General features: G+C 55.7%; 22 protein-coding genes and 1 riboswitch. Of the genes, 11 read left to right on the top strand and 11 right to left on the bottom strand.

The window, feature by feature from the left end:
* Positions 1-9 precede the first annotated feature (9 nt).
* From atzF to EQV24_RS01415, 7 genes are all read right to left on the bottom strand, one after another.
* A complete protein-coding gene (atzF, locus tag EQV24_RS01445) occupies positions 10-1,809 on the bottom strand; it encodes an allophanate hydrolase (RefSeq protein ID WP_130626050.1) in 1,800 nt (599 codons plus the stop codon).
* On the bottom strand, positions 1,806-5,408 hold the full coding sequence (gene uca / locus EQV24_RS01440) for an urea carboxylase (RefSeq protein WP_130626049.1): 3,603 nt from the start codon (positions 5,406-5,408) through the stop codon (positions 1,806-1,808). Before uca ends, atzF begins: the two co-directional genes overlap by 4 nt.
* Before the next feature lie 151 nt (positions 5,409-5,559).
* Complete coding sequence (locus EQV24_RS01435) at positions 5,560-6,192, bottom strand: urea amidolyase associated protein UAAP2 (RefSeq protein WP_013096803.1); 633 nt, start codon at positions 6,190-6,192, stop codon at positions 5,560-5,562.
* 10 nt (positions 6,193-6,202) lie between these two features.
* Entirely contained in the window at positions 6,203-6,910 is a 708-nt protein-coding gene (locus tag EQV24_RS01430; protein ID WP_044159424.1) for an urea amidolyase associated protein UAAP1, read from the bottom strand.
* 11 nt (positions 6,911-6,921) lie between these two features.
* Complete coding sequence (locus EQV24_RS01425; protein WP_130626048.1) at positions 6,922-7,698, bottom strand: ABC transporter ATP-binding protein; 777 nt, start codon at positions 7,696-7,698, stop codon at positions 6,922-6,924.
* Positions 7,695-8,510 (bottom strand): ABC transporter permease subunit, encoded by an 816-nt coding sequence (locus EQV24_RS01420; RefSeq protein ID WP_013096806.1) that lies wholly within the window; start codon positions 8,508-8,510, stop codon positions 7,695-7,697. Before EQV24_RS01420 ends, EQV24_RS01425 begins: the two co-directional genes overlap by 4 nt.
* Positions 8,511-8,527: 17 nt before the next feature.
* Positions 8,528-9,586: a putative urea ABC transporter substrate-binding protein gene (locus tag EQV24_RS01415; protein ID WP_095453058.1), complete on the bottom strand. Its 1,059-nt coding sequence runs from the start codon at positions 9,584-9,586 to the stop codon at positions 8,528-8,530.
* 57 nt (positions 9,587-9,643) lie between these two features.
* Positions 9,644-9,742, bottom strand: a riboswitch (guanidine-I (ykkC/yxkD leader).
* A 226-nt stretch (positions 9,743-9,968) separates the two neighbouring features.
* Here EQV24_RS01415 and EQV24_RS01410 point away from each other — a divergent pair.
* Positions 9,969-11,927, top strand: a complete 1,959-nt coding sequence (locus tag EQV24_RS01410) for an SIR2 family protein (protein WP_129327798.1) — start codon at positions 9,969-9,971, stop codon at positions 11,925-11,927.
* 83 nt (positions 11,928-12,010) lie between these two features.
* Here the strand turns inward: EQV24_RS01410 and EQV24_RS01405 are convergent, their stop codons facing one another.
* Positions 12,011-13,198: an outer membrane protein transport protein gene (locus EQV24_RS01405; protein ID WP_045902919.1), complete on the bottom strand. Its 1,188-nt coding sequence runs from the start codon at positions 13,196-13,198 to the stop codon at positions 12,011-12,013.
* A gap of 402 nt (positions 13,199-13,600) precedes the next feature.
* Here EQV24_RS01405 and EQV24_RS01400 point away from each other — a divergent pair, with 402 nt between their 5' ends.
* The 3 genes from EQV24_RS01400 to EQV24_RS01390 all read left to right on the top strand — a co-directional run bounded on the left by EQV24_RS01400 (position 13,601) and on the right by EQV24_RS01390 (position 17,142).
* Positions 13,601-15,079, top strand: coding sequence for a DUF1254 domain-containing protein (locus EQV24_RS01400; RefSeq protein ID WP_130626047.1), 1,479 nt, complete (start codon positions 13,601-13,603; stop codon positions 15,077-15,079).
* A gap of 10 nt (positions 15,080-15,089) precedes the next feature.
* Positions 15,090-16,556: a DUF1254 domain-containing protein gene (locus tag EQV24_RS01395; RefSeq protein WP_130626046.1), complete on the top strand. Its 1,467-nt coding sequence runs from the start codon at positions 15,090-15,092 to the stop codon at positions 16,554-16,556.
* A 271-nt stretch (positions 16,557-16,827) separates the two neighbouring features.
* Positions 16,828-17,142 carry a hypothetical protein gene (locus tag EQV24_RS01390; RefSeq protein ID WP_071843266.1) on the top strand — a complete coding sequence of 105 codons (315 nt, stop codon included), beginning with the start codon at positions 16,828-16,830 and terminating at the stop codon, positions 17,140-17,142.
* A 544-nt stretch (positions 17,143-17,686) separates the two neighbouring features.
* Here EQV24_RS01390 and EQV24_RS01380 read toward each other — a convergent pair.
* On the bottom strand, positions 17,687-18,514 hold the full coding sequence (locus EQV24_RS01380; protein ID WP_130626045.1) for a hypothetical protein: 828 nt from the start codon (positions 18,512-18,514) through the stop codon (positions 17,687-17,689).
* 257 nt (positions 18,515-18,771) lie between these two features.
* The gene (locus tag EQV24_RS01375) at positions 18,772-19,227 is read right to left on the bottom strand and encodes a hypothetical protein (protein WP_057072719.1); all 456 of its coding nucleotides are present in this window, start codon (positions 19,225-19,227) and stop codon (positions 18,772-18,774) included.
* 431 nt (positions 19,228-19,658) lie between these two features.
* On the opposite strand from EQV24_RS01375, the gene EQV24_RS01370 reads away from it, so the two are divergent.
* From EQV24_RS01370 to clcB, 7 genes are all read left to right on the top strand, one after another.
* Positions 19,659-20,282: a glutathione S-transferase gene (locus tag EQV24_RS01370; protein WP_129327792.1), complete on the top strand. Its 624-nt coding sequence runs from the start codon at positions 19,659-19,661 to the stop codon at positions 20,280-20,282.
* 155 nt (positions 20,283-20,437) lie between these two features.
* The gene (locus EQV24_RS01365) at positions 20,438-21,181 is read left to right on the top strand and encodes a YoaK family protein (RefSeq protein WP_014831711.1); all 744 of its coding nucleotides are present in this window, start codon (positions 20,438-20,440) and stop codon (positions 21,179-21,181) included.
* 269 nt (positions 21,182-21,450) lie between these two features.
* Positions 21,451-22,161 carry an osmoprotectant ABC transporter permease OsmY gene (gene osmY, locus EQV24_RS01360; RefSeq protein WP_040023134.1) on the top strand — a complete coding sequence of 237 codons (711 nt, stop codon included), beginning with the start codon at positions 21,451-21,453 and terminating at the stop codon, positions 22,159-22,161.
* A gap of 18 nt (positions 22,162-22,179) precedes the next feature.
* Complete coding sequence (gene osmX, locus EQV24_RS01355) at positions 22,180-23,079, top strand: osmoprotectant ABC transporter substrate-binding protein OsmX (RefSeq protein WP_038980457.1); 900 nt, start codon at positions 22,180-22,182, stop codon at positions 23,077-23,079.
* A gap of 8 nt (positions 23,080-23,087) precedes the next feature.
* On the top strand, positions 23,088-23,735 hold the full coding sequence (gene osmW, locus EQV24_RS01350; protein WP_006808875.1) for an osmoprotectant ABC transporter permease OsmW: 648 nt from the start codon (positions 23,088-23,090) through the stop codon (positions 23,733-23,735).
* On the top strand, positions 23,735-24,883 hold the full coding sequence (gene osmV / locus EQV24_RS01345) for an osmoprotectant ABC transporter ATP-binding protein OsmV (RefSeq protein ID WP_029882806.1): 1,149 nt from the start codon (positions 23,735-23,737) through the stop codon (positions 24,881-24,883). Before osmW ends, osmV begins: the two co-directional genes overlap by 1 nt.
* Positions 24,884-24,986: 103 nt before the next feature.
* Positions 24,987-26,297: a voltage-gated ClC-type chloride channel ClcB gene (clcB, locus tag EQV24_RS01340; RefSeq protein WP_130626044.1), complete on the top strand. Its 1,311-nt coding sequence runs from the start codon at positions 24,987-24,989 to the stop codon at positions 26,295-26,297.
* Here clcB and bioD read toward each other — a convergent pair.
* Entirely contained in the window at positions 26,232-26,927 is a 696-nt protein-coding gene (gene bioD / locus EQV24_RS01335) for a dethiobiotin synthase (protein WP_013096826.1), read from the bottom strand. The genes clcB and bioD overlap by 66 nt on opposite strands.
* Between the last annotated feature and the right edge of the window lie 49 nt (positions 26,928-26,976).

Here is a 26,976-nt window from a genome sequence, read left to right as displayed (position 1 = left end):
CCGGCTTGCTCACGCATGATGAGCAAGCCAGGCTCGCCAGCCACCGAATCGCGTAATCTCCTGTGCTCCCTCTAATCCTGCCTCCTCGCAGATAAACCCGGTCAGCCAGCGCCCGTCCTGAAGTTCGACTTTTCCCAGCCCCAGCGGTGCGGGGATCCCGGCCAGAAACGATCCCACTTCGCTGTGCGGTAGCGCCCACACCTCTACGGCTATTGCGGAACCCTGTTCTGTTGCCCGCACCATGCCTGGCCGTTTGCCGTCTGCCAGGGCAAAGAGCCGATAATGCGGGGCGCTGGTGGTGGCTTCTACATACGTCGCCCCGCGCTGGCGCAGTTGATGATTCAGCGCCAGCCCGTCCAGGTGCGCGCCGCACACCACCAGATACATCCGGTCATCGGTGGCGGTCGAAACAGGTGCATCCCCTTGCATCTCGCGCCCGCCGGGCAGGGTTAACATTTGGTGACGTTGTAACGCATCGGCCAGGCTGAGCAGATACTGGTCGGTAAACGCGCGGCCAAACAGCGTTATGCCGGAAGGCAAGCCGTTGGCCATAAACCCTGCCGGGACCGCCACGGCAGCATAATCAAGCAGGTTCATAAAGTTGGTGTAAAGCCCAAGCTCAGAGTTGCGTTTGACCGGTTCCTCCGCCAGCTCGGCCAGACTCACCGGGCGCGGATAAGTGGGGGTTAACACGCACTCAAGCCCCGCCAGTATGGCATCGCACTCGCTTTTATAGGCCTGAAGCTGGTACTGCGCTTCAAACGCCGCTACCGCACTCATGGCAGGCGCTTTTTGCAGTACATTGCGGATCACCGGCAGCACCGCGTCCGGCTGTTGCTCAATCAACGCGCCCGCCACGTGGTAGCGCTCGGCCACCCACGGGCCGTCATAGAGCAGTTTTGCTGCCGCCAGGAACGGCGAAAAGTCGATGGTCACCGGCACGCCGCCAAGGGCGATCAGCCTCTCCTTTGCGGTGTGATACAGCGCCTCGCTCTCTGCGCAGCCGAGAAACTCCAGCGTGTCCGGCACGCCAAAGCGAAAACCGGCTGCCGGTACGCCAAATGCCTGCGCTCCGTTCCAGGACGGGTTAACACGGCTGTAGTCATCACGCGCGTCTTTCGTCGCCGTCAGCGCCAGCAGTTGGCTGGCCTCCGCTGCCGTGCTGGTGAAGAACGTTACGCAGTCCAGCGTGCGGCAGGCGGGCACCACGCCCGCTGTCGAGATCAGCCCTTTGGTCGCCTTCAGCCCGACCAGATTATTGAGAGAGGCCGGAACGCGCCCGCTCCCGGCGGTATCGGTGCCCAGGGCAAAGCTCGCCAGCCCCAGCGCCACAGCCAGCGACGAGCCCGCGCTTGAGCCACCGGACGGATACTCCGGATGCACACTGTTGCGACACTCACCAAATGGTGAGCGCGTGCCGTTTAAGCCGGTCGCGAACTGGTCGAGATTGGTTTTCCCCAGCGGGACCGCCCCCAGCGCGATCAGCTGCGACACTATCGTCGCATCCTGCTCTGCCCGGTACGCAAAGGCCGGACAGGCGGCGGTGGTCTCAATACCCGCCAGATCGATATTGTCTTTAATGGCAAACGGCACGCCATAGAGCGGCAACGACGCCGGATCCACGCCGTCCAGCGCGGCCAGATACGGCTCCAGCTCGTCGGGCTTGAGAAGATAAATAAAGGCGTTAAATTCCGGGTTCAGCGCCAGCGCGCGCTCGCGCAGGGCAAGGATAACCGCGCGAGGACGGAGCTGACCGGAACGGTATGCCTGCGCCAGAACATCAAGGCGTAAATCAAAAAGGTGCTTCATGCTGTTTTCTCCAGGACCACCACACACTGACCCGCGCGCACCGATGAACCCGGCTGCACGCGCACCTGGCTGACCACCCCGCCCTGGGTTGCGACCAGCGGGATCTCCATCTTCATGGACTCCAGAACCACCAGCACATCGCCTTCGCGCACGGTGTTGCCGACTTCAACGTTTACCTGCCACAGGTTGCCTGACACCGGGCTGTCAATCCCGGCCTGTCCGGGTGCCAGCGGCGCGTCTTCGCCATCCGTTACCAGCACCTCGCTGCTGTCAAAATGGGCCTGACCGTTGGCGGCCCAGCGCTCACGCTCGGCGTCAAACGCGGCCTGCTGATGCGCGCGGAACGCCTCAATCTCCGGCGCCTCGTCGGCCAGGAATTGCTGATACTCCGCCAGCTTCAGCGTGGTGTGTTCGATGCGCAGCGGATAACGCCCCAGCGGGAAATCCCGGCGGATGGTGAGCAACTCTTCGGCAGAGACCGGATAAAAGCGGATCTGGTCGAAGAAGCGCAGTAGCCAGGGCTTGCCGTCAAAATCCTCCACGGCGTGATAGCGATTCCACATCTGCAGCGTGCGTCCGACAAACTGATACCCGCCCGGCCCCTCCATGCCGTAGACGCAAAGGTAGGCCCCGCCAATACCCACCGAGTTTTCCGCCGTCCAGGTGCGTGCCGGGTTGTATTTGGTGGTTACCAGACGATGGCGTGGATCGAGCGGTGTCGCGACCGGCGCGCCCAGGTAGACATCTCCCAGCCCCATTACCAGATAGCGAGCGTCGAACACCGTTTTATAGACCTCATCGATATTCGCCAGATCGTTGATACGACGGATAAACTCCAGGTTGCTCGGACACCATGACGCATCCCGGCGCACGGTGGTCATGTATTTATCGATGGCCTTCTGGCACGCGGGATCGTCCCAGGAGAGCGGCAGCCAGACCACGCGCGACGGCACGTCCAGCGACGCCTGCCCGCATACGTCCTGCCACAGCCCGGCCACCGTCTCCAGCAGCGCTTCCAGACTCAGCGTTTCCGGCTGATAGTGAACCTGAAGCGAGCGGATCCCCGGCGTGAGGTCGATAATCCCCGTCAGCGCGCGCGTTTCCAGCGCCTGCATCAGCGCGTGGGCGCGAAAACGCAACACCAGATCCAGTTCGGGGTCGCCTATCTCCAGCAGCAGATGGGTATCGCCGGATAACCTCGCCACCAGCCGTTTATCGTCCTCCCCCACCTCCAGCACCACCGGCGAACTCAGCCCGACAGGTTGCCACGGCATGACCTGCGGCGTCAGGCTGGCGATTTGCGCTGCCTGCCCCTGCGCCAGCCGTCGGGCGGTGGAAACGTCCACCGGCATAAAGCGCACTTTATCGCCCGCTTTCAGCTGGCCAACCGCGTGTAAATCCGCCTCAATGACGGTGACCGGGCAGACAAATCCCCCCAGGCTTGGGCCGTCGGGGCCGAGGATCACCGGCATATCGCCGGTGAAATCCACCGCGCCAATGGCGTACGGGTTGTCGTGGATGTTCGACGGGTGCAGCCCCGCTTCGCCGCCGCTGTCGCGTACCCATTCCGGTTTCGGGCCGATCAGACGCACGCCCGTGCGGCTGGAGTTAAAATGTACCTCCCACTCGGTGGCAAAAAAGGTCGCCATATAGCCCGGCGTAAAATACTCCGGCGCACCATGCGGACCGTAAATCACCCGCAGCTCACGCACCCCATCCAGGCTGGTGCGCAGGGCCTGCGGCAGCTCCCCGTCCGCGACAGGTTCGGTCAATGGGGACAGATGCAGCACGTCACCTGTGCGCAGTGCCCGTCCGGCGTGACCGCCAAACTGCCCGAGGGTGAAGGTGCTTTTGCTGCCCAGATAATCCGGTACCTCAAACCCGCCGCGCAGGCAGAGATAGCTGCGCACGCCGTCACCCTGAATATCGCCCATACGCAGCGTGCTTCCCGCCCGGACGCGGAAAACGCGGTTGTTTGCCAGCGGCACGCCGTCCAGCGTCAGCGCGATGGCTGCGCCGGTCACCGCCAGCTGCGCGTCGCAGTTGAATTTCAGCGTCGGGCCGCTGAGGGTGATCTCCAGCGCGGCGGCCCCCTCCTCATTGCCCAGCAGACGGTTGCCGAGACGCAGCGCCAGGCTGTCCATCGGCCCGGAGGGCGGCACCCCGACGGCCCAGTAGCCCGTCCGCCCCGGATAATCCTGCACCGTGGTTTGCGTCCCGGCGCTGAGCACCTCCAGCGTGAAGGCCTGATAGTCCAGCGTCTCTAAACAGCGGGTCCACGGCTCGCCGTGGGCGAACGGCGGGAAGGTTAAAATCTGCTGCAAATAGCTGCGGTTGGTTTCCACGCCGTAGAGACGCGTCTCTCCCAGCGCGGTGTGCAGGACGCGGATCGCCGCCTCGCGCGTGGGCTGCCAGGCGATGATTTTTGCCAGCATCGGGTCAAAAAACGGCGGTACGTCGCAGCCGGACTCCACCCAGCTGTCGATGCGCAATGTGCGACGGTCGTTTTCCGGGAACACCACTTCGGTGAGTAGCCCTGGCGACGGCTGGAACTGACGGCCCGGATCTTCGGCGTAGACCCGCGCCTGAATGGCGTGTCCTTGTGGTTGCAGGCTGGTACGCAGCTCCGCCAGCGGCGGCAGCGTTCCGGCCGCCAGGTCAATCATCCAGCGAACCAGGTCAACACCCCACACCTGCTCGGTGACGCCGTGCTCTACCTGCAGACGGGTGTTCACTTCAAGGAAGTAAAAGCGGGCCGTGTCGCTGTCGTAGACAAACTCCACGGTACCCGCGCTGCGGTAGTTGACCGCCTGGCCGAGTTTTATCGCCGCCTCGCACAGCGCTGTCTCCATACCGTCCGGCAGGTTAGGCGCGGGCGTCTCTTCCAGCACCTTCTGGTTACGCCGCTGTACCGAGCAGTCGCGCACGCCGAGGGCAATCACCTCGCCTTTGCCGTCACCAAACAGCTGGACTTCCAGGTGACGCGCCCGCTCAATGTATTTTTCGATAAACACGCCCGCGTCGCTAAAGTTATTCTTGCCCAGGCGCACCACGGCATCGAAGGCGTCGCGCAGCTCTTCCGCGTGGTAACAGACGCGCATGCCGATCCCGCCGCCGCCCGCGGTGCTTTTCAGTATTACCGGGTAGCCCACTACCGCCGCAGCGTGAACGGCCTCATCGACGTTAGCCAGCAGCCCGGTGCCTTCGAGCATCGGCACGCCGTGCGCTTTCGCCAGCGCACGGGCAGTATGTTTCAGGCCAAACAGGCGCAATTGTTCCGGCGTGGGGCCGACAAACGCAATGCCTGCGGCTTCGCAGGCTTCGGCAAATGCGGCGTTTTCCGACAGAAAACCGTAGCCAGGATGAATGGCCTGCGCACCGCTGGCTCTGGCGGCCGCGATGATCTTTTCGCTCACCAGATAGGTGTTCGCCGCCGGGCCCTCGCCCAGGCTCAGCGCCTCATCCGCTTCCCGGATATGCAGGCTGCTGAGATCGGCTTCGGAGTAGACCGCCACGCCGCGGATGTTCATGGCGCGCAGGGTGCGCAGAATGCGGCAGGCAATCGCCCCGCGGTTTGCAATCAGGAGTGTCGTCAACATAGGTCAGACTCAATCGTGGCGGGTCGTCCCGCCGAAAATCGGCTCACCCATGGTCGTCCATGGGGAAAAAGCGGTTACGGCAGAATGCGTCCGGCGCGGACTGCAAACAGGCGATAAATGGCCTGGCGCAGGCGCTGCCAGCGGGTGGGTGTCAGTTCCATACCAGCACCTCTGCTGGCGTTGGATTCCAGCCGTTGCACGGGTTGTTAAGCTGCGGACAGTTGGAGATCAGCACGATGACGTTGCACTCGGCGCGCAGCTCGACATATTTCCCCGGCGCGGAGATACCGTCCTCAAAGGTCAGCCCGCCCTGCGGAGTCACCGGCACGTTCATGAAGAAGTTAATATTGGCGGCAATATCGCGCTTTTGCAGGCGGCCATCGTGCAGGCAGGCGCAGAGAAAGTTATCCCGGCAGCTGTGCATATGGCGTTTGTCGAGAGCATAGCGCACGGTGTTGCTCTCCTGCGCGCAGGCGCCGCCGAGGGTATCGTGACGCCCGCAGGTATCTGCCACGATGGTCAGCAGCGGGTTACCGAGGTTGGAGTACAGCACGCTGCCGTGGGTGAGATAAGCGTTGTTCTGGCGGCGCAGCGTGCGCTGTGCGTCGTAGCGCTCACGCGGGTTGTCCGCATTGTAAAACAGGGTGTCCACCGCCTGGTTGCCCTCCAGGTCGAGCAGGCGTAGCGTCTGGCCTTTCTTCACTTCAAACAGATACGGTTCCCCCGCCGGAATAACGTGGCGGAAGCTGGCATGCTGGGGATGTTTTTCGCTGGCAACGGTCATACACGGCTCCTTACAGGGCGAAACGTTGAGTGTTAGTGATGGCGCGTTCGTTTTCCGGGCGCGTCAGGAGGGCGTTAATCGCCCCCTCTTCATCCTCCGCCTGCCGCCAGCTCAGCTGTACCGGGCGCGGGGCGTACTCCCGGGAGGGATCCATCGGGTGCGGTAGCGCGGTCATGACAATCAGCGTGTCCATCGGCGCGAACAGCTCAACGTAGCTGCCCGGCTGCGAATGTCCGCTGTGGAAGCGGAACTGGCCGTTGTCCTCCACGGTGACCTTGCTGAAGAAATTAACCACCATCAGCAGATCTTCCAGGTTGAGATCCCACTTGCCCATCTCCACCAGCAGGTTGTCCGTACCGTTACGGTAGAAACCGTTGCGCAGTTCCTGGTAACGCCCCTGACCGTATTTTTCCGCCACTTCGGCGGCATTCAGCACTCCGCCAAACGGGTCGTGCCAGCCGCAGGTGTCGGCGGTAATGCCCGCCAGTACGCGGCCCATGTCGGAGTAAAAGCAGTGTCCGGCGGTGAGGCGCGCGGTGTGCTGGCCTTTCAGCGTGTCGGGCAGGTTCAGCCGCTCGCTTTTCTCGTGCGGGTTGAGCATCAGCAGGCTGACGTTGGCACTGCCTTGCGTATCTGTCATGCGCAGGATCTGCCCGCGCTTCAGGACAAACGAGAGGTGTCCCCCGCCGGGAAGCGTCTCTTCACGTAAAATCGTCATGGTATTCACTGTTACCCCCTTAAGGCATAAACGTTGTCGGGCGTGGTTCCGCTCAGGGCGGAGAGCCGCGTCTCGTTGAGCGGAATGTCGTAGGTAATGCGCGCGCCGTAGGCATTCGGTGCCTGCGGGTCGAGGCGCACTTTGTCGAACACCAGTAGCCGGGTGCCGAGGTTGAAGCCTTCAGACAGATCGTGGGTGACCATAAAGACGGTCATGCGGGTTTCGCCCCACAGCTGCAGCAACAGGGCGTGCATGTCTTTTCTGATCCCCGGATCCAGCGCACCAAACGGCTCATCGAGCAGCAGCACGCGCGGCTGCATGATGAATGCCTGAGCAATGGCCAGGCGCTGCTGCATGCCGCCAGAGAGCTGGTCGGGATATTTATCCAGCGCGTGCCCGAGGCCGACTTTTTCCAGCATCTCCGCCGACCGTTCACGCACGGCGCGCTTTTTGGCCCCAAACAGCCGCCCGAACAGCGGCGATTGCGGCAGTTCAAGACCGATGGCGACGTTATCCAGCACGCTGAGGTGCGGGAAAACGGAGTAGCGCTGAAACACCACACCGCGGCTGCTGTCCGGCTCGGCGCGCAGCGGTTTGCCATCGAGGGTGATCACTCCCCGGCTGGGCGCTTCCTGACCAAGCAGCAGGCGCAGGAAGGTGGATTTTCCGCAGCCGGACGCCCCCACCATTGAGCAGAACTCGCCCTCTTTTACCTGCAGATTCAGGCGTTCCAGCACCACATGGTCGCCGTACTCCTGCCAGATATTGTTGATGGTGATAAAGCTCATGCCTTCCCTCCTTCCGCCCAGGGAAAACAGGTTTTATGCAGCTGCCGCAGGGCGAGATCCATCAGCCACGCCAGCAGGGTGATCCACAGGACGTACGGGATAATCACATCCATCGCCATGTAGCGCCGTACGAGGAAAATGCGGTATCCCAGCCCGGCGGTAGAGGAGATAGCCTCCGCCGAGATAAGAAACAGCCATGCCGACCCGAGCAGCAGACGCAGCGAGGTCAGCAGCCTGGAGAGTAATTGCGGAAGCACCACGCGCAGCACCAGCGTCCAGCTACTGGCCCCCAGCGTCTGGGCTTTGATGAGGATCTCCGGTGGGATTTCACAGGCGCGGTGCTCCAGATCGCGCGCCAGCATCGGGGTGATGCCGATGACAATCAGCATCACCTTCGACAGCTCATCCAGCCCGAAAACGATAAACAGCACCGGGAGTATTGCCAGCGGCGGGATCATGGACAGCACCGTCATCAGCGGCGAGAGCGACGCACGCCACAGCGGAAACACGCCCGAGGTAACGCCAATGCACAGGCCGATCAGTGAGGCGATCGCCAGCCCCGCCAGCAGACGCGCGAGGCTCACCAGGGTATCGACCCAGAACAGGTATTCACCGCTGCGTTTATCCGGGGTCAACGCCATCCGGGATAGCGCGTCCAGCATTTGCTGCAGGCCGGGCAGCAGCTTGTCCTGCGGGTTGGCCTCCAGCCTGACCGCCGAGCCAAAAAAGTAGGCGGCCAGCAACAGGACAAAAGGCAGCATCACGAGCATCAGCCGCATGCCGGGTGTGGGATGGCGATTAATTTGTCGCATGGAGACTCCGTCCGTTATCACAGCGTGCCGGCAGCGGCCATTTTCACGAAGCTGTCGTCAAAGCGCAGTTTCACGTTGCTGGCATCGCCCACCGTGACATTGCCCGGGAAGCGCATACCGATAAAATCGGCGCTCTGCGCGCCCTCGCCCAGCAGCCCTTTGTCGAAAGAGAACGACGCCACGCGCTGCATGGTTTTCGCCAGATCCGGTGACGTGACAAACGCCATGTTGTCCTGCGGGGTATAGAACAGATGGGTGGTTTTGAGCTGCGCCTGATACCCGGCGAGATCGGTCCCGGAGGCGGCGGCCATCGCATTCAGCGCGCCGGCATCCTGCGCTTTCATCAGCCCCATCATCTCGTACCAGGCGCCGGTGAGCGCTTTGCCCAGCGCCGGGTTGTCTTTCAGGGTCTCGGTGTTGACCACCATCATGTCGATAAGCTCACCCGGTACCTGCGAGGAGCTGAACACTTCGGTGGTGTTTGGCGTGCCTTTGATGACGGAAAGCTGCGGGTTCCACGCCACCGCAGCCTGCACACTGGCGGTCCCGAACGCAGAGACGATATCTGCGTCCGAGGTATTCACCACGGTGACGTCTTTCTCCGCGAGCCCGGCTTTTTCCAGACCGCGCACCAGCAGATAGTGGGACACGGAGAGCTCAGGCAGGTAGACCTTCATCCCTTTCAGATCTTTCAGGGTTTTGCCCTTACCTTTCATCACTACTCCGTCGTTGCCTTCCGAGTAGCTACCGAGGATCAGCGCCGTGGTGTCTACCCCGCCTGCGGCCGGTATGGTCAGCGCATCCATATTGGTCATGGTGCAGCCGTCAAACTGCCCTGCGGTGTACTGGTTGATGGATTCGATATAGTCGTTGAGCTGCACAACGTTGATTTTGATGCCGTATTTGCTGGCCCATTTATCGATGATTTTGCTACTGCTGATGGTGCCCCAGGGCATCCACCCGGCGTAGATGGTCCAGCAGACGTTGAACTCTTTTTTCACAGCGGCGAACGTGGGGAGACTAACCAGCATTGCCAGCGACAGTACAAGAGAGCGGAGTAATGGCGTTTTTTTCATGCTTGACCTCTGAGTGGCACAAAATTAGGGGGCAGCGCGACACCGTCTGGTGCTGCTGTCTCCCGGGCTTTTGTCCCGCCGTGTAACCTCTCAGAGGTCGCCAGCTCTTGGACCAGCCATTCACCGTGGTGAACCGGAACCCTAGCCAGCTATTGTTCAAATTGTGGTGTGCTGCCCTTTCACGGTTGATTAAGCAAGGGGTGTGCCAGGATGGTTTTGCTTTGTTTTTTAGTAGGTTGTGGATTACTGCGGGTTGGGTTTCACTGTTTTGGGGAGCGGGTTTGGGGGGTGTGCACTGCGGTGGGGCGTTTTGGGGCGGCGATTTGAATTGCCGGATAAATTAATGCATTAATAATATTTCTGCGGTGACGAAGGAAAAACGATGGAGATGGACGACTGGTGGTTTGGCTGGAAGGGTTTCACTCCCGAACGCCCCTGTCCTGGCAAAGTTGTGTTGATGGTTGGCGCGGGGATCTCCATTGATTCCCCTTCACGGCTCCCAGGAGGATACGAACTCACGGAAGCCCTGCTTGACCACTTGCTTGACAGCAACGCGGCTGACGAAATTAAAACGGTATTTGGTCAATGTGAGCAGTGGATGGGGCGAAGCCTGCCACGTCTGGAGCATGTTCTTGATAAAGCGTTTGAACCTTCAACCATTGAAGGCGTCGAGCGTAGCGGTGCCGCCCGGGAACTGCTGCGTATCTTTTCCCAACGTCCCCCAAATGCGAATCATCATCTGATTGCCGATTACCTGATTAAGCACCGTGGCTGGTGTATCACCACTAATTTTGATGACTGTATCGAGCAGGCTGGTTGTCATCAGATCCCTGTGCATGTGATTGACCCCGCGACCAAAACCCTGGACATCCTGCACCGGGAATACGGTGAAGACTGGGGTATCATCAAAGTGCACGGCACAATTGAACACGGCTGTACAGGACTTGGCGCAACACTTGCCGACCTGGAGCACGGGCTACCCGAAGCCTTCAAAATACGCCTCGAACAGGTAACAAATCAGGCCGATTTAATGGTTGTCGCAGGCTACAGTGGTACCGACCATTTCGACATTAATCACTGGATCCGCGATCGCTGGAATGGGAAGCGCTCGACGCGATTAGTCTGGATTGACCACCGCCCCAGCGTTGAAGAAGAGTTCTGGCGACTCAAAGAACATGAAAATCGCGAGCCGAGAGTCTACTGGCAATACGCTTTCGGCGGTATGAAGATTCAGCACGGACCCACGTTAGCATTACTGTCATCCCTGCTGGGGACCCCTCGTAAAACGGTTAAAGATACCGAAGAGAATGGCGACTGGTGGCGTACGGCCCTGGCAGATTATTACTCCCCTACCAAGAAAGAAAAGTACCTTACCGGCACTCGTCTGGCCAGCTCTATCGGTCTTGGCCAACTAGCCGAGGAACAGCTCCGTTATTTGAAACGCCAACTGGAAGACGACGATATGTTGGTGCCTTTCGAAGCAGAGATTTACTACTCCCGTGGGTTTATTGCCGGGGCGTTATGGTTACAAAACTATCTAAAATCATCGCACGAAAAAAACAGAAAAGTGAACAGCACCGCCCTGATCCGAGCTGAAGGAAAACCTGTAAAAGCGCTTCTGTTTTATTTTGTGCGGTGGTTAAAACGCTCACGCAGACTCTCACTTGATGAGCAAATAGACGCGTTTGCCTGTCTGCTTGATATCCACGAGCGGAGGCAACAATGGCGACTCTGGCAAAGTAAACCGTTTCGACGTCTGGGCGAAAAGGGATGTAGCGTATTCCGGCGGTATTTCATGAAGCTTGAGAACAATAAATTGCCGCTGTATCTGCATGGAAGGATGCAAATGCAGTCCATTCGCCTGGGCACGCTGTTTTACGATGAAGAGGCGTTTTCCTTTGGCGATGTCTGGAATTTACTCTACCGCGAGAATAGTCCGCCGAGTTTTTTTACCCCGTACGGCCCTGCAATCCCAGGTTTCTATCTGATTGAACGCAGCACTGCGCGTGAAGAAGACCGCATTGCCGACCTGGTGCTGGCAAATATTAATTACGTCAATACCCTCCTTTCCGCTCTGCGGCGTCGCTGGCCTAAGGGTAGCGAAAGTGTATTTAAGGAAAGACAGCGAAGAGATGGATATGTTGATTCAGGAGACTATGCGGTGACGTATATCGTGCAACTGTTAAACGACAGCTCACAGATGGTTAGTGCTTTGAATGCACCGCATTTACACATCCTGATTGCCAGAGCCTGGATCAGGGCGGACAGTATTTTAGGCGGTATCGAATACTGGAAACAGCAGCGGCTTTATCTCGGCAGTCCGCGTTCGCTAACGACATAAAGAGGCGGTATTACACCTGACCTCTTTTGCTGCAAAGCGGACAGAGGGTTCCCAGCCCCCCATCACTCAAGGATGTTGCAACGTTAAAATTGATAGCTGTAATTGACACTCGCAAACCACAGGTGCGGATCGTCATAGCTTCCTTTTAGGTATTCTGGCGACTGGACGCGGGAAGACTGCATGTGTAAGTACGATAAGGCGAACCCAATATTGCTTTGCGGTGTTATTTGATACTGCGCACCGGTCGCAAAACGCCACTCATCGCCGGTAGGTAATGAAAGCGCAACATCATTTTGTGACTCATAGACCGTACTGTCGAACGCCACCCCGGAATTGATTCGCCACTGTTCTGTCGGACGATATTGCAACCCAAGCGCGGCATGCCAGGAGTCTTTGAGACGATTTTTGTGAGAGGTTTGCTGTCCGGCAACCGTAATCTGTGGACTCCCAAATTGACTCCAGTCCTGCCATCCAAGATCTCCCATTATTGACCACGTTTGGGATATATCATGCACCAGGCTAAACATGATTTGTTGAGGCGCCCTGACCTGCGCAGAAATCGGGAGTTCATATTCCACGTTGGGTAAATTCGGGAAACGGGCTTTCGCATCAATATTAAAATCATAGTCCGCTTTACTGTTCCAGGTGATACCCGCACGCGTTTGATCGGTAAGCGCCATTAATAACCCCAGACGGTAGCTCATTACCCAGTCATGATCTTTCTCTTTTACGTCGGTATCGTCGACATTACGCGTTAGCGAAAGGAATCCATAATTTACGTTAACGGATCCCCCCACAGAAACACGGTCGCTGAGCTTATAAGCCAGGGACGGACTTAATGTCATTGCAACCATTGTACTTTTTTTAATAAGGCGATCGCCGGCCCAGTTACCAAAATCAATTCCCAGACCATAATTGCCATATAAACCTACACCGGCATATAGTCTGTCATTGACTTTTTGCGAATAAAAGGCGCTTGCATTGGGGAATAAATTCATCACATTACCTGGACTTTTGCGACCAGACGCATTATCCAGGTCATAGGAAATATCACCATCCATGGCCTGTAAACCCCCTGTAAACATATGATCGGGAAGCCGCGTCATGCCCGCCGGGTTGGTCACGATTGTGGACGCGTCCTGAGCACGTGCAGCCTGGCCCGCACCGGCAAGCGCGGCATCTTCGGTTCCAATCTCATAGAAATAGAGTGCGCTGGCCTGCGTTGCGGGTGAAAGAAACGTTATCAAATAAAACAACGCCGTTTTTCTCATATGCTATTTTCCTGTTATCGAATGATAATTTTACTTCCGCGTTCTTTTTGCCATCACCCTGCTACCGTCAGGCTGTATTACCCTTTTTAACGACGTGGTATATACATTAAATACACAGCAACGTTCCGCACTCTCATTATTTTTCAGGCAGACGCAATCCTGTTGAGCATAGACCAGCCTTCCCGTTCCGCAATGTCGCATAACGTTACCCTGCCTCGAGAAAAAAAGAAAACCCGATCGTTGCGTAAATTTATTATTAAACAACTCTTAAGGTTACATTTTTGAAAAGTTAACTATTCTTAAATGGCATTTGACATGTATCAGTGCCAGACGAGGATGTGCTTAAGCGTTTCAAAGGCATATGCTGCTGGTTTCTTCTGCTCACTCAATCAGGAAACGCTTATGAAGGTTCATGTGATAGCCTCTGCAGTTTTGCTGGCATTGACTTTTTCCCACCACGCTGTTGCTGCCGATGCCCCGCTCTCCCCATTGATGAAACAACTGAATAACGGCAACTGGCTGGCTCAGGACGAGGCACAATCGCTCAGCGATGAACTGTATTATCAGGACGCTATCCAGGCCTACATTCAAACCCTGCCCCTTCTGAACACCATTGGGCTACGTGACGGTTCTGAAGCGGCGTTTGGTAAAGGCTATAACGTTCTCCCTATCTGGAAAGAGCGCATGGATAGCCGGGCGGTGGTTCCAACGCCAAACGGGGATGTCATCTATTCGATGAGTTACCTTGATCTGAAAGAAACGGGCCCATTGGTGATTAAAGCTCCGGCGAACGTCATCGGTATGTTTACCGATTTCTTCCAGAAAACCATTACCGATGTGGGTGCCATCGGTCCGGATCGGGCTCGCGGTGGGCTGTATCTGTTATTACCCCCTGATTATGAGGGCCCTGTGCCGCAGGGTTATTACGCCTTTAAATCATCGACTTACAATGTGTTTCTCTTCTTCAGAACCATCATGGGCAAAGGCGACGGTAAACCTGACCCCATCCCGGCGGTTAAAAATGCCGAAACGACGCGCATTTATCCCCTCTGGGATGTTGAGAAAGACGTGAAGCCGATGCAGTTCCCGGATGCCAGTGGTAAACGCGTCAATATGATGTATCCAACCGATGCCAGTTATTGGCAAAAGCTGAAAGCCTTCGTGGATTATGAGCCGTTAACAGCGATCCCTGAGGAAACGCGTAGCGCGTTGTTAAGCATCGGGATTGTTAAAGGAAAGCCATTCGCCCCAACGGCGAAGCAGCAGGAAATGCTCAACAAAGCGGTTACGACTGCGCCGCGAATGATACTGGCTCGCCGACAGGTGGGGCGTGACGATCAGCGTCAGCTCTACTACAAAGACCGCCAGTGGGAGAACTCCTGGGCGGGGGCAACCGCAGAGTGGATGCAGTACGGAACGCTGGATGCCAACCAACGTGCGGCTTTCTTCCAGATCGCCTATTCCAGCGCCGCAGCTATGGTCATGCATACAACCGGTGCCGGCTCAAAATATCCCTATGCGGTAAAAGATAATACCGGCAAGTTCCTTGATGGAAGCAACACCTATAAGTTGCATTTACCACCGAATCCACCCGCTGCGCTGTTCTGGGCGGTCACCGCCTACAATATTACCGACGGTACCATGCCTGAAACGGACCAGTTATTACCTTCTACAAACGGCTACTACAACATCCCGAAAAACAGCGACGGTTCCATTGATCTCTGGTTCGGCCCGAACAAGCCGGATGGCGTAGAGGATGCCGCTTTTATCAAAACCGTGCCTAATCGTAATTTCCTTGTGGCGTTGCGTCTCTACGGCACAGAAGACGGTTTTTACGATCAAACCTGGGTACCAGACGATCTGGTTCAGACAAACAAATAAGGACCTTACGATGAGTAAATTAAAAACACTGGCACTTTTTACTGCCCTGGCCCTGAGTGCCAACGTTTTTGCTGAGAGCGCACCACTCACTATTCAGCTTCCCACGCGTTTCGATCAGCTTAATCAACCCTCTTTAGACGTGCAGATGCCAGAAGCCTACGTGAAGGCAATAGCGCAGCAGGCTTATATCTGGGGCTGGCCGATGGTCAATCAGTTCAACCGACGCGAGACAATTACGAAGGCGCCCGAGCCCGCATTGAATGGCGGTATGGTGCCGGCTGCACCAATGGGGCAGCTCAGTATGCTGACGGATTACATCAAGCCTGAAGAAACCTTCGTAACCTGTCCGAATCAGGACGTGGCTTACGGTCTGGGCTTCTTTGAGTTGGATAAAGAACCGGTTGTGCTACAGGTGCCAGACTTTGGCGACCGCTTCTGGGTTTACGCCATTTATGATGCACGAACCGATCAAATTGGTAAAGTCGGTAAGCCCTATGGCACTAAACCTGGCTTTTATTTGTTAGTCGGACCTGACTGGAAAGGCGAAACGCCGAAAGGCATTAACGGCATCATCCGCTCTTCAACGGAAATGGCAAACGTGATACCGCGTATCCAGATGGATGACACGGCCGAAGACAGAGCGGCGATTCAGGCACCGATCAAAGAGGTCATGACTTATCCGTTAAGTCAGTTTGACGGCAAAATGAAAACCTACGACTATTCGAAATTACCGTCTATCGGTGAAAAAGCCGATCCCAACGCAGGTGAAACGAAGTGGGTTATACCCGAAAAATTCTTCGATCAGTTTGAGAATGTGTTGAATAAAGTTCCACCGTTGCCGGGTGAAGAAGCCATGTATGCCCAATACCGTCACCTTGTCGAAATGGGTAAGAAAAACCCTGAAATCCGCAAGTGGATGGATGAAACAGCAGTCGAGACGGATAAAACGGTTATCGCCGAGTTTTTCAAATGGAAACATAACGGTGTACCGGCGGGTAATGGCTGGAACCGCTCAAAAAATAACGCTGAATTTGGGGTCGATTATTACAACCGGACCGGCACTTCAAAATCGAATATGTTCGATAATAAGCCGAACGAAACGCAATATTTCTACACGGATAATGACGCTGCCGGTGCCCAGCTCTCTGGTGCACATAACTACACCGTCACCTTCCCGAAAGGTCAGCTTCCGCCGGTGAAAGGCTTCTGGTCTTTAACCCTCTATAACAGTAAACACCTTTTCAGCCCTAACGAACTGAATCGCTACTCGCTGGGGACAAAAAATAAAAATCTGAAATTTAATGATGACGGCTCCCTGACGCTGTATGTGAGCAAAACCCGGCCTTCAGAGGATAAACTCAATAACTGGTTACCCGCACCAGACGGTACATTCTCACTGTACATTCGAGCGTACTGGGGCGAACAAGCCATTCTGGATGGCACCTGGCAACCGCCTAAAATAGAAACCACGAATTGATCGCAATGACATCTACAAAGGGGCTCATCGGAGCCCCTTTATCCTTTCTTTAAGCGGCTAATGACCTTTTGCTGTACACAACGAGCTGGCATCTTCAGGCTGCGCAGCGGAGAATTGTGGTTGTTTGTGGCTTAGCTGAGTTTAATGGCAAAGATTCCGGATAACGGTGGTTCGTTTCAGATAGACAGAAACCGTTTTGGCTGGAATGCGTGAATGTTGATCAGTATGATTGCGGGCAGCATCGCCAGTTAAGATTTGCTGAGAGGACAATATGGATGTTACTGAAGAGGCTTTGTTGAGTTCTGGCTTTACGCGATCTGACTTGCAGAAGATTAAGAACAACGTTGAAAGCTATGGTGGAACATTGGGGGAAGCAATTCAGGATCTGGCTAATCGATTCAGGGTTGTTTTATGGATAACATCATCTTGCCTGATGGTTTTTATCCTACTTATGTTGTTTGCTGCGAAAGAAACCGTTGTGGGTGGTGGAATATCAATACTCATCGCTATCATCATCGTTGTATTTATTCAGCCGCCAGTCCTGTCTTACAAATCCTGGCATTTCTGGAGAAAACATAAAGTTTAACACTCTGCGTCCTGGACGACCCATCGTATCCATCTTGCTCCTTTTCTACGACCTGTTTTATCTCCTCGACAAATTCGATACGCGTCAGGGCATCATGCAAATAAAATGCTGACAACCGATTTGCTGTTTCGAACAGTTTTCGGGCTTCCAGATTCACCATCGTATCTGACCATTTTCTGTTACAGCCCCTGTTAAGCAGAGCAATATCCATAATGCATCTCTTTCCATAAGTGTCTAATTATTTTACGTGCAGGATGATCAGGGGCAATAGTAAAAGCCTTGTCAGAATCTGATTTTACCCGAGTGAATCTGGTTAGAGGGTGAAGTCGCATGCACTCAATGTCGATTTTATCATGCTTGATGGTAGATCTCCGAACGGAGGACGGTCTATACCTCGACGAGGAACTTGTCCGCTTTGTGCCAAAAACATACGTTACTAAGATAATTTTTGAATGGATTTTTTATAAAATATGATAGTGCAAGTAGCCAATAAGAAACGCATTAGATACATTTCTTATTGGTAGTTTTCCGCCTGTTAATGATATTATTCTTCTAAGTAACGTTTGACCCACTTGTCTTCTAGTTCTTTAAGTCGGACGGCATCAATACCTCTTGAATACTTATTAACCTTATACTCAGAATGTTGCAAGAAATAAGATAATGACAATGCTCTGATTATGGAAAAATATCCATTCAATCGAATCACTTCTTCCTTGAGCCTTTTTTTTCTCTCTTTTCCTGTATGTATTTTAGCATTCGCTGCACTTCTAATATCGTCAGGCGGGAGATCTTCGAGTCTTACTGCCTCAGCCCATAACATATCAATTAATATCAGACATCTTCGTCTAATTCCATCATGGCAAACAAGCCAAGTGCGAATAGAACGTTGCACATCCACATGTTCTTTATCACCCCAATTGCCTTGACGTGATGAATATTCATAATCTAGTAAATTTCTCATCGCAGCACTTTGTCTAAGAAATTCAGTGCCTAGGATCGGATAAGTATCACCAATTCGAAGATGCCCTTGCATAATTCGTAAACAAATATCATTTAATTCAGTAAAAACACGTATCGTCGGTTCTAAAGCCCAAATTTCTCGGGTTGTGTTTTTTCTCTCGGTTTTCATCCTATCTATTTCAGAAATAACCTCTGCTGTGGCAATCTGATAATAGTCACCAGAAGAATGGCCGAAATAAATAACTTTACTCCAATCAATTCTTATTTCCCCCCATCGCTTTCTATAAGTTTCTGCCCAATCAAGCCTGAGCTGAGTTCGTTGACTTATTAGGATAAAAATTTGGCACAATCCAATTAGTGCTAATATTCCCGTTGCATATGCTGTAAAGATAACTGACGGGGAGTCACTCATACTCTATTCCTATACTTTCAAGTTGTTTGATAAACTTATTTACAGAATTAAGTTATAGTACACCTTGTAAATATCTTTTTCCTATAGTTTATTATTTCAAGATCTATTTTTTTGATGTCCGCTCCTCGCTCATAGCAGCCATTTCCCAGCCCCAATCGCGAAAGCAATAACAACATAACCCTCAAAAACCTCAAAGGGGCTCATCATAGCCCCTTTCCCTCACCACCCTCTAAGCAGCTAACAAAGCCTGCCCGCACTCAGTGCGACACAATTCGCGGCTCCTTCACAAACTCCGCCAGAAGCCAAATCATATCGTGCAGCAGCCCCGTAAGCTCTTTCGCAACGTTCGCGGGCAATGTCCCCCCTTTAACGGCTTGGGTAAGTGCCAGCGCATAGTCTATCTGGGTAGCGGTGTCGTGCCAGCAGTCTGGGACGCAGGAGGTCATTTTCTCTCCCATAATCAATTGTTCAATAAGGTTCGGCGGGAGATCGGCATCGCAGAGTTCGCGCAGTCGATGAAGCGCTTGCAGCAGGCGCTCGCAGAGTGCAGAGCTAATGACGCTATCATCGCTTTCGACCAGCACGGTCACCAGCGCGGCGCAGTTGTCCGCAACGTCAAAGAGGTCGGCGTCAACCGGAAGGGGTCGGGTAATAAGTTGCTGAATAATGTTTTCGTCAGATTGCAGGTAAGACAGGGTTGGGATAGTAGCCATAAGGCATCCTCAGTGTATGAAATTGAATTAACCACCCGATGAGTTCCTACGCTCGAGGGGGCAGCGCTGACGGAGGTAGGAATACCGCCCACAGAGAAAACGGCCAGTCTTGACGACTGCTCCGCCAGCGCCACCGTGATTTTAACGGCATATGCACTGTTGCGACAAAATAAAGTCGCACTGTGAGATCCGGGTTCCTACACCCGATTGCGGATGTGCCGCAACGCCGTCACTTTACGGCCCAGGTAACCGGAATAAAAGCATTAACCCTCATTTTCACCGGGTTACTTTTAGGTTTGCGAGGCTCCTTCCAGAAAGACGGTATCGCTCCCCCAATCCAGCGCACTCACCACCTAATTTTGCCCCGACCTCTTTCACAAAACTGATGTATTGTTTTTAAACCATTCATTCCAGTGCAGGACACCTGACCCATGATCACCATCCTTGGCAAAACCACCTCCATCAATGTGCGTAAAGTCCTCTGGACCTGCGAAGAAGCTGGAATTGCGTACCAGCAGGAAGATTACGGCAGCGGATTTGCCTCGACGGAAACGGACGCCTTCCGCGCCCTGAACCCCAACGCCATGGTGCCGGTGCTGATCGACAGCGATTTTGTGCTGTGGGAATCGAATTCAATCTGCCGCTACCTGGTGCGCAAAGCCGATCGCAATGACCTGCTGCCGTCTCACCCGCAGGCCTGCGCTAACGTCGAGCGCTGGATGGACTGGCAGGCAACCGAATTCAACAACGCCTGGCGCTATGTATTCCCGGCGCTGGGGCGCAAAAACCCGGACTATAACGATCCCGTGCGGATTGCCGCCGGGATAAAAGAGTGGAACCACTGCATCGGCATTCTGGAGCAGCAGTTGCAGCGCACTGGCGCCTTTACTGGGGGCGAAACGTTTACGCTTGCAGATGTGGTGCTGGGGCTGTCGGTGAACCGCTGGAAGATGACGCCTTTTGACAAACCCGCGGTGCCTGCCATTGATGCCTGGTTTGAACGTCTTAATCAGCGTCCGGCATTTTTGCGACACGGAAATAACGGCATGGTCTGAATTCCCCACGGCCCTATATTCAGCAAGGATATTTTATTTAATTACAAAACCCTGCATGTCATCAGAGGGAATAATAATTAAGCCATATCCTGGACTGTCCGTTGTATCGCTTTGCTAGCCTGACGTTTCAGGCAAAGCTCACCCCGGAGGTATTCTTGCTGATTAAACTCAAAAAAGAACGAACGCATCAGGAGGATCGCCGGTTAGCCCTCTGGCTGGCGACATCCGCCGGCTTGCTCAACGCCATCGCCCTTGGGGCATTTGGCTTTTTCCCCTCTCACATGACCGGCAATACCTCACAATTATCCAGCGAAGTCTCTTCCACCGATCTGAACGATATTATTTTCTTTGGCTCCATTATTCTGGCGTTTGTCACGGGTGCCATTCTTGCGCGCATTATTGTTATCTGGGGCATTATCCATAATATCCGCCTGGTTTTTTGCCAGATCCTGTTTGTCGAAGGGTTATTACTGACCGGTATTTCGGTTTACGAGATGTATTTCCATGCCCTCACCAGCAACCGCACAATTATTATCTTTCTCTGTGGTCTGATGGGGATCCACAATTCCACCTCCACCCAGCTCTCCAGCGGCCGGGTGAGATCAACGCACATCACCGGCACGCTGACGGACGCGGGAATATCGCTGGCCTCGGTAGTCGTGGCGATGCTACGCCGGGACTACTCCAAAGACACGGCGGCGCAGAAAAGCCAGCTTAAAACCCACTTAACCACCCTGTTCTCGTTTATTACGGGCGGTATCGCAGGGTTACTCCTGTTCCGGTGGATTGGCTTTAATGCGATGCTGGCGCTGGGTGTCATACTGGCGCTGGTATCCGTTTGTTCCATGATTACCATCGCGGTGCGCGTGCGCAAAGTTCGCGCAGCCCTCGGCCGATAGTCAAAACGCAGAGGGCAGAATGTCGCGACAGTTGTGACACCGTCACTTTCATGAAGTCGCTTTAGGACTATTCTGCCCTCACTCAGCCAGCCCTTACCTCATAAGGCTTAATCAAGGTTGTCACTAGTTTCATAGGGTTACTGATTTTTCCCCTTCGCTGGAACCCTTCCCAAACGCTTGCTATAGGTCAACTACCCCTGCCGAAACATGGCATAACAACAGGCAACCTCTGGTTGCGATAACGCATGCGCACAGGGAGACACACCGCAATGCATCCATTACTCAAACGCTCGCTGCTGTTTGTCGGCGCCATTATCTTGGTTCTGGCCCTCCTCACCTGGGGCATTGGGCTGGAGACGATCAAGGCGCGTCAGGTTGACCTGATCTACCTCGGGCAACAGCATTTAATCCTCGTATTTTCCTCGATGTTCTTCGCACTGCTGGTTGGCATTCCGGCGGGTATCCTGCTCAGCCGCCCGGCGGCGCGTGGGGTAGCCGAATACGTGATGCAAATCTTCAACGTCGGCAACACCCTGCCGCCGCTGGCCGTTCTGGCACTGGCGATGGTGGTGATTGGCATTGGCGATACGCCAGCCATCATCGCCCTGTTTCTTGCCTCGCTGCTGCCGATTGTGCGCAATACCTACGCCGGGCTGTGCTCGGTGCCGTCGTCGTTACTGGAAGCGGCCAACGGGATTGGGATGACCAAATGGCAGCGTCTGCGCCAGGTGGAGTTACCTAACGCCTGGCCGGTGATGCTCTCGGGCATCCGCATCGCCACCGCCATTAATGTGGGTACAGCTCCGCTGGCCTTCCTGATTGGCGCCAGCAGCTACGGCGAGCTGATTTTCCCCGGCATCTACCTGAACGACTTCCCGACGCTGATCCTGGGCGCGGCGGCCACCGCGCTGTTTGCCCTGATCCTGGATACCCTGCTGGCTGCGCTGGGTCGCGTAATGAGTCCCCATCTCGCTCGATAACAATAATAAGGAGCTTTCATGAGACTAATATCCAGCCTGACGGCGCTGTGTGCCGCGGCGCTCTTCACCAGCCAGGCAATAGCCGCCCCGCTGATTCTGGCGACCAAGAGCTTTACCGAGCAGCATATTCTCTCGGCCATGACCGTGCAGTACCTGCAAAAGAAAGGGTTCCAGGTGCAGCCGCAAACCAATATTGCGACCGTTATCTCCCGAAACGCGATGATCAACAAACAGATTGATATGACCTGGGAGTACACCGGTACGTCGTTGATCATCTTTAACCACATCAACAAACGCATGTCGCCGCAGGAGTCTTACGAGACGGTTAAGCGTCTGGACGCGAAGCACGGTCTGGTCTGGCTCAAACCCGCCGATATGAACAACACCTATGCCTTCGCCATGCAGCGTAAACGCGCCGAAGCGGAACATATCAACACCATGTCTGAGATGGTGGCGAAGATTGAGCAGGTCCGTAAAACCAACCCGGACAAAAACTGGCTGCTGGGACTGGATCTTGAGTTTGCCGGGCGCAGCGATGGGATGAAGCCGCTGCAGAAGGCCTACAACATGGAGCTGGACCGTCCGCAGATCCGCCAGATGGATCCCGGCCTGGTGTATAACGCGGTGCGCGACGGTTTTGTTGATGCCGGGCTGATCTACACCACCGACGGCCGCGTGAAAGGTTTCGACCTCAAAGTACTGGAAGATGATAAAGGCTTCTTCCCGAGCTATGCCGTCACCCCGGTGGTGCGTAAAGACACGCTGGAGGCGAACCCGGGGCTGGAAGAGGCGCTTAACACCCTCTCCGCCCAGCTCAACAACGACGTTATCACCGAGCTGAACAAGAAGGTGGATATCGATCATCAGTCACCGCAGCAGGTCGCCCGTGATTTCCTGCGTAGCAAAAAGCTGTTGTAGGAGGCGCTATGGAGACGATTCACTACATTCTGGATAACTGGGATTACCTGTTAACCCTGACGCTGCAGCATCTGTGGCTGGTGGCGCTGGCGGTTGGCCTGGCCATTATTATCGGCGTTCCGCTCGGCATTCTAATTGTCCGTCACAAATGGCTGGCGACACCGGTGCTGGGCATCGCAACCATCGTGCTGACCATTCCGTCCATCGCCCTGTTTGGCCTGATGATCCCGCTGTTTTCGCTGATCGGTCAGGGCATTGGCGCCCTGCCCGCCATTACCGCGGTGTTTCTCTACTCGTTGCTGCCGATTGTACGCAACACCCATACCGCGCTGGACAGCCTGCCGCCGGGTCTGCGTGAGGCCGGACGCGGCATCGGCATGACCTTCTGGCAGCGGCTGCGCTGGGTTGAAATTCCCATGGCGCTACCGGTGATTTTCGGCGGCATCCGCACCGCCGTGGTGATGAACATCGGCGTAATGGCGATTGCCGCCGTGATTGGCGCGGGCGGCCTGGGCCTGCTGCTGCTTAACGGCATCGGCGGGAGCGATATCCGCATGTTGATTGCGGGGGCGCTGATGATTTGTCTTTTAGCGATTGTGCTCGACTGGCTGCTGCACCGTCTGCAGGTGGTACTGACTCCGAAGGGGATTCGATAATGATAAAACTGGAAAACCTCACCAAACATTTTTCACAGAAGCATGGCCAGACCTTTAAGGCCGTGGACAACGTCAACCTGAACGTGCCCGAAGGGGAAATGTGCGTCCTGCTCGGCCCGTCCGGCTGCGGGAAAACCACCACCCTGAAGATGATCAACCGCCTGATTACGCCAAGCAGCGGCACGATCCTGATTAACGGTGAAGACACCAGCGGGATGGATACGGTGACGCTGCGCCGCAACATCGGCTACGTGATTCAGCAAATTGGCCTGTTCCCGAACATGACCATCGAAGAGAACATTACCGTGGTGCCGCGCATGCTGGGCTGGGATAAAGCCCGGTGTAAAACCCGTGCCGAAGAGCTGATGGATATGGTGGCGCTGGATCCACGTAAGTTTCTTCACCGCTATCCGCGCGAGATGTCCGGCGGCCAGCAGCAACGTATCGGCGTGATCCGCGCGCTGGCGGCCGATCCGCCGGTACTGCTGATGGATGAGCCCTTCGGCGCGGTGGACCCCATCAACCGTGAAGTGATCCAGAACCAGTTTCTGGAGATGCAGCGCAAGCTGAAGAAAACGGTGATGCTGGTCAGCCACGATATCGATGAAGCCCTGAAGCTGGGCGATCGTATCGCCGTTTTCCGTCAGGGGAAGATTGTCCAGTGCGCCAGCCCGGACGAGCTGCTGGCGAAGCCGGCGAACGAGTTTGTCGGCTCGTTTGTGGGTCAGGACCGCACCCTGAAGCGCCTGCTGCTGGTGTCGGCAGGCGACGTCACCGACCAGCAGCCTACTATCACGGTACGCGGCTCTACCCCGCTTCCAGAGGCCTTTGCCACCATGGATGATAACGATATCCGCGCCATCACCGTGGTGGACGAGCACGGTAAACCGCTGGGATTTGTGAAACGCCGGGAAGCGCGCAACGCCAGCGGCACCTGTGCCGATATCCTGCATCCATTCCGTATGACCGGCAAAGCGGAAGATAACCTGCGCGTGGTGCTCTCCCGCCTGTATGAAAGCAACACCAGCTGGATGCCGATTGTGGATGAAGAGGGTCGCTATAACGGTGAGATTTCGCAGGACTATATCGCGGAGTACCTCAGCTCAGGGCGTACGCGCAGGGCGCTGAATATCCACAGTGAAAGTTAATTCTTCCGGCCGGGCTTGCCCGGCTTTTTTTCGCACGCAGACCTTTTGCTAACCCCGTCATTTCCCGCCACAATATTGCATCGACCCCGTTTACTCGCGACCCATGCAACGTCTTCATACTTACCCCGATATCCGCGCGATGTTTCGCCGGCTTCTGATTGCCACCGTCACGGGCGTACTGGCCGCGCTGGCTGTTGCCGTGTTTCGCCACAGCATGTATCTGCTGGAGTGGCTGTTTCTCAGTAACGACAGCGGCAGCCTGGAGAATGCCGCGGCGGCGTTGTCCCCCTGGCGTCGCATGCTCACGCCTGCTCTTGGCGGCCTGGCAGCCGGATTGTTGCTATGGGGGTGGCAGCGGCTGACAGCGCAACGCCCGCATGCGCCAACGGATTATATGGAAGCGCTGGAAACGGGTGATGGGCAGTTCGATTACGGTGCCAGCCTGGTCAAATCCCTGGCATCACTGCTGGTGGTTTCCAGCGGAAGCGCCATCGGGCGTGAAGGGGCGATGATCCTGCTTGCCGCCCTCGCCGCCTCCTTGTTTGCGCAGCGCTTTACGCCGAAGTCCGAATGGAAATTATGGATCGCCTGCGGGGCGGCGGCGGGAATGGCCAGCGCCTACCACGCGCCGCTAGCCGGAAGCCTGTTTATTGCGGAAATCCTGTTCGGCACGCTGATGCTCGCCTCGCTCGGCCCGGTAGTCATTGCGGCCGTCGTAGCGCTGCTGACGACGCGTCTGTTAAGCCCTGGCGCTACCACGCTGTATGAGGTGCATCTCAGCGAAACGCTCACTGCGGGCGATTACGGGTTGATCGTTATCATCGGTCTGCTGGCGGGCGTCTGCGGCCCGCTGCTGATGTGGCTGATGACGGTTAGCCACGCCCTGTTTCTGCGTCTCAAACTCTCACCCCCCTGGCAGTTGGCGCTCGGGGGGGTGATCGTCGGGCTGTTGTCGCTTCTTACGCCCAAAGTGTGGGGCAACGGCTATAGCGTGGTGCAGGCCTTTCTGCTCTCACCGCCGCTGCTGTCCGTTATTGCGGGCGTGTTTATCTGTAAGCTGCTGGCGGTCCTGGCAAGCAGCGGTTCGGGCGCGCCGGGCGGGGTCTTCACGCCGACGCTGTTTGTCGGGCTGGCGACAGGAATGCTGTTTGCGCAGCTTTTTGCGCTGTGGCTACCGGGTTCTGAAACGGCGATTTTGCTGGGACTGGCGGGGATGGCGACGTTGCTCGCTGCCACGACGCATGCGCCTATTATGTCGGCGCTGATGGTGTGTGAAATGACCGGGCAGTATTTTCTGCTACCCGGCCTGCTGATTGCCTGCGTTGTTGCGTCCGTACTCTCGCGAACGTTACGCCACGACTCGATCTACGGCCAGCACACTGCCGAGAGCAGAGAGATCGATGTACTGCGCTAGTTCGCGCTGCTCGGCGCGCGGCAAATAAGGCAGTTCGCCCACCAGAGGGCCGGGCAGTTTTTTGCTCAGCACGTCGATGATTTCTGCATAGTGCGCAAGGCCTGGGTTGATGCGGTTTGCCACCCAGCCCACTAACGGCAGGCCGTCATTGGCGATCGCCTGCGCCGTCAGCAGCGCATGGTTGATACATCCTTCCTGGATGCCCACCACCATCACCACCGGCAGTTGCTCCTGCACCACCCACTCGGAAAGCGGACGCAAATCGTTCATCAGGCTGCGCCAGCCGCCCGTGCCTTCAACCACAACGTGATCAACCTTCTCGCTCAGGTTCGCCAGCCCATCCGACAGCAGGGTGTAATTGATCAGCCCGCTGTGCGCCACGCTGCTCTCCTCTTCGCTCAGGGCAATAGGATTGACCGCGTCATAAGGCAGCTCCAGGGATGAGACGCTTTGCAAAACCAGGGCATCTTTATTGCGCAGCCCCTCTGGCGTCTCTTTACTGCCTTTTGCGACCGGTTTGTACCCTGCAACACGTTTACCGCTTGCTGCCAGCGCCTGTAGCAACGCGCGCGATACAACAGTCTTGCCGACAGAGGTATCTGTACCAGTAACAAAGAAACGCTTAAGCATGACTCATTCCACCTCTTGGGTATGCTTCGAAAATATAAACCAGGTAAAT

Source organism: Enterobacter sp. A8, assembly GCF_004296595.1.
GTDB classification, from domain to species: Bacteria; Pseudomonadota; Gammaproteobacteria; order Enterobacterales; family Enterobacteriaceae; genus Enterobacter; species Enterobacter cloacae.
Note: the sequence above shows the minus strand (reverse complement) of the source record. Positions and strands in the feature narration are given on the sequence as shown.

Excerpts from the sequence above, each read along its gene's own strand:
- atzF (WP_130626050.1), bottom strand. The coding sequence starts at position 1,809 with ATGAAGCACCTTTTTGATTTACGCCTTGATGTTCTGGCGCAGGCATAC.
- uca (WP_130626049.1), bottom strand. The coding sequence starts at position 5,408 with ATGTTGACGACACTCCTGATTGCAAACCGCGGGGCGATTGCCTGCCGC.
- EQV24_RS01435 (WP_013096803.1), bottom strand. The coding sequence starts at position 6,192 with ATGACCGTTGCCAGCGAAAAACATCCCCAGCATGCCAGCTTCCGCCAC.
- EQV24_RS01430 (WP_044159424.1), bottom strand. The coding sequence starts at position 6,910 with ATGACGATTTTACGTGAAGAGACGCTTCCCGGCGGGGGACACCTCTCG.
- EQV24_RS01425 (WP_130626048.1), bottom strand. The coding sequence starts at position 7,698 with ATGAGCTTTATCACCATCAACAATATCTGGCAGGAGTACGGCGACCAT.
- EQV24_RS01420 (WP_013096806.1), bottom strand. The coding sequence starts at position 8,510 with ATGCGACAAATTAATCGCCATCCCACACCCGGCATGCGGCTGATGCTC.
- EQV24_RS01415 (WP_095453058.1), bottom strand. The coding sequence starts at position 9,586 with ATGAAAAAAACGCCATTACTCCGCTCTCTTGTACTGTCGCTGGCAATG.
- EQV24_RS01410 (WP_129327798.1), top strand. The coding sequence starts at position 9,969 with ATGGAGATGGACGACTGGTGGTTTGGCTGGAAGGGTTTCACTCCCGAA.
- EQV24_RS01405 (WP_045902919.1), bottom strand. The coding sequence starts at position 13,198 with ATGAGAAAAACGGCGTTGTTTTATTTGATAACGTTTCTTTCACCCGCA.
- EQV24_RS01400 (WP_130626047.1), top strand. The coding sequence starts at position 13,601 with ATGAAGGTTCATGTGATAGCCTCTGCAGTTTTGCTGGCATTGACTTTT.
- EQV24_RS01395 (WP_130626046.1), top strand. The coding sequence starts at position 15,090 with ATGAGTAAATTAAAAACACTGGCACTTTTTACTGCCCTGGCCCTGAGT.
- EQV24_RS01390 (WP_071843266.1), top strand. The coding sequence starts at position 16,828 with ATGGATGTTACTGAAGAGGCTTTGTTGAGTTCTGGCTTTACGCGATCT.
- EQV24_RS01380 (WP_130626045.1), bottom strand. The coding sequence starts at position 18,514 with ATGAGTGACTCCCCGTCAGTTATCTTTACAGCATATGCAACGGGAATA.
- EQV24_RS01375 (WP_057072719.1), bottom strand. The coding sequence starts at position 19,227 with ATGGCTACTATCCCAACCCTGTCTTACCTGCAATCTGACGAAAACATT.
- EQV24_RS01370 (WP_129327792.1), top strand. The coding sequence starts at position 19,659 with ATGATCACCATCCTTGGCAAAACCACCTCCATCAATGTGCGTAAAGTC.
- osmY (WP_040023134.1), top strand. The coding sequence starts at position 21,451 with ATGCATCCATTACTCAAACGCTCGCTGCTGTTTGTCGGCGCCATTATC.
- osmX (WP_038980457.1), top strand. The coding sequence starts at position 22,180 with ATGAGACTAATATCCAGCCTGACGGCGCTGTGTGCCGCGGCGCTCTTC.
- osmW (WP_006808875.1), top strand. The coding sequence starts at position 23,088 with ATGGAGACGATTCACTACATTCTGGATAACTGGGATTACCTGTTAACC.
- osmV (WP_029882806.1), top strand. The coding sequence starts at position 23,735 with ATGATAAAACTGGAAAACCTCACCAAACATTTTTCACAGAAGCATGGC.
- clcB (WP_130626044.1), top strand. The coding sequence starts at position 24,987 with ATGCAACGTCTTCATACTTACCCCGATATCCGCGCGATGTTTCGCCGG.
- bioD (WP_013096826.1), bottom strand. The coding sequence starts at position 26,927 with ATGCTTAAGCGTTTCTTTGTTACTGGTACAGATACCTCTGTCGGCAAG.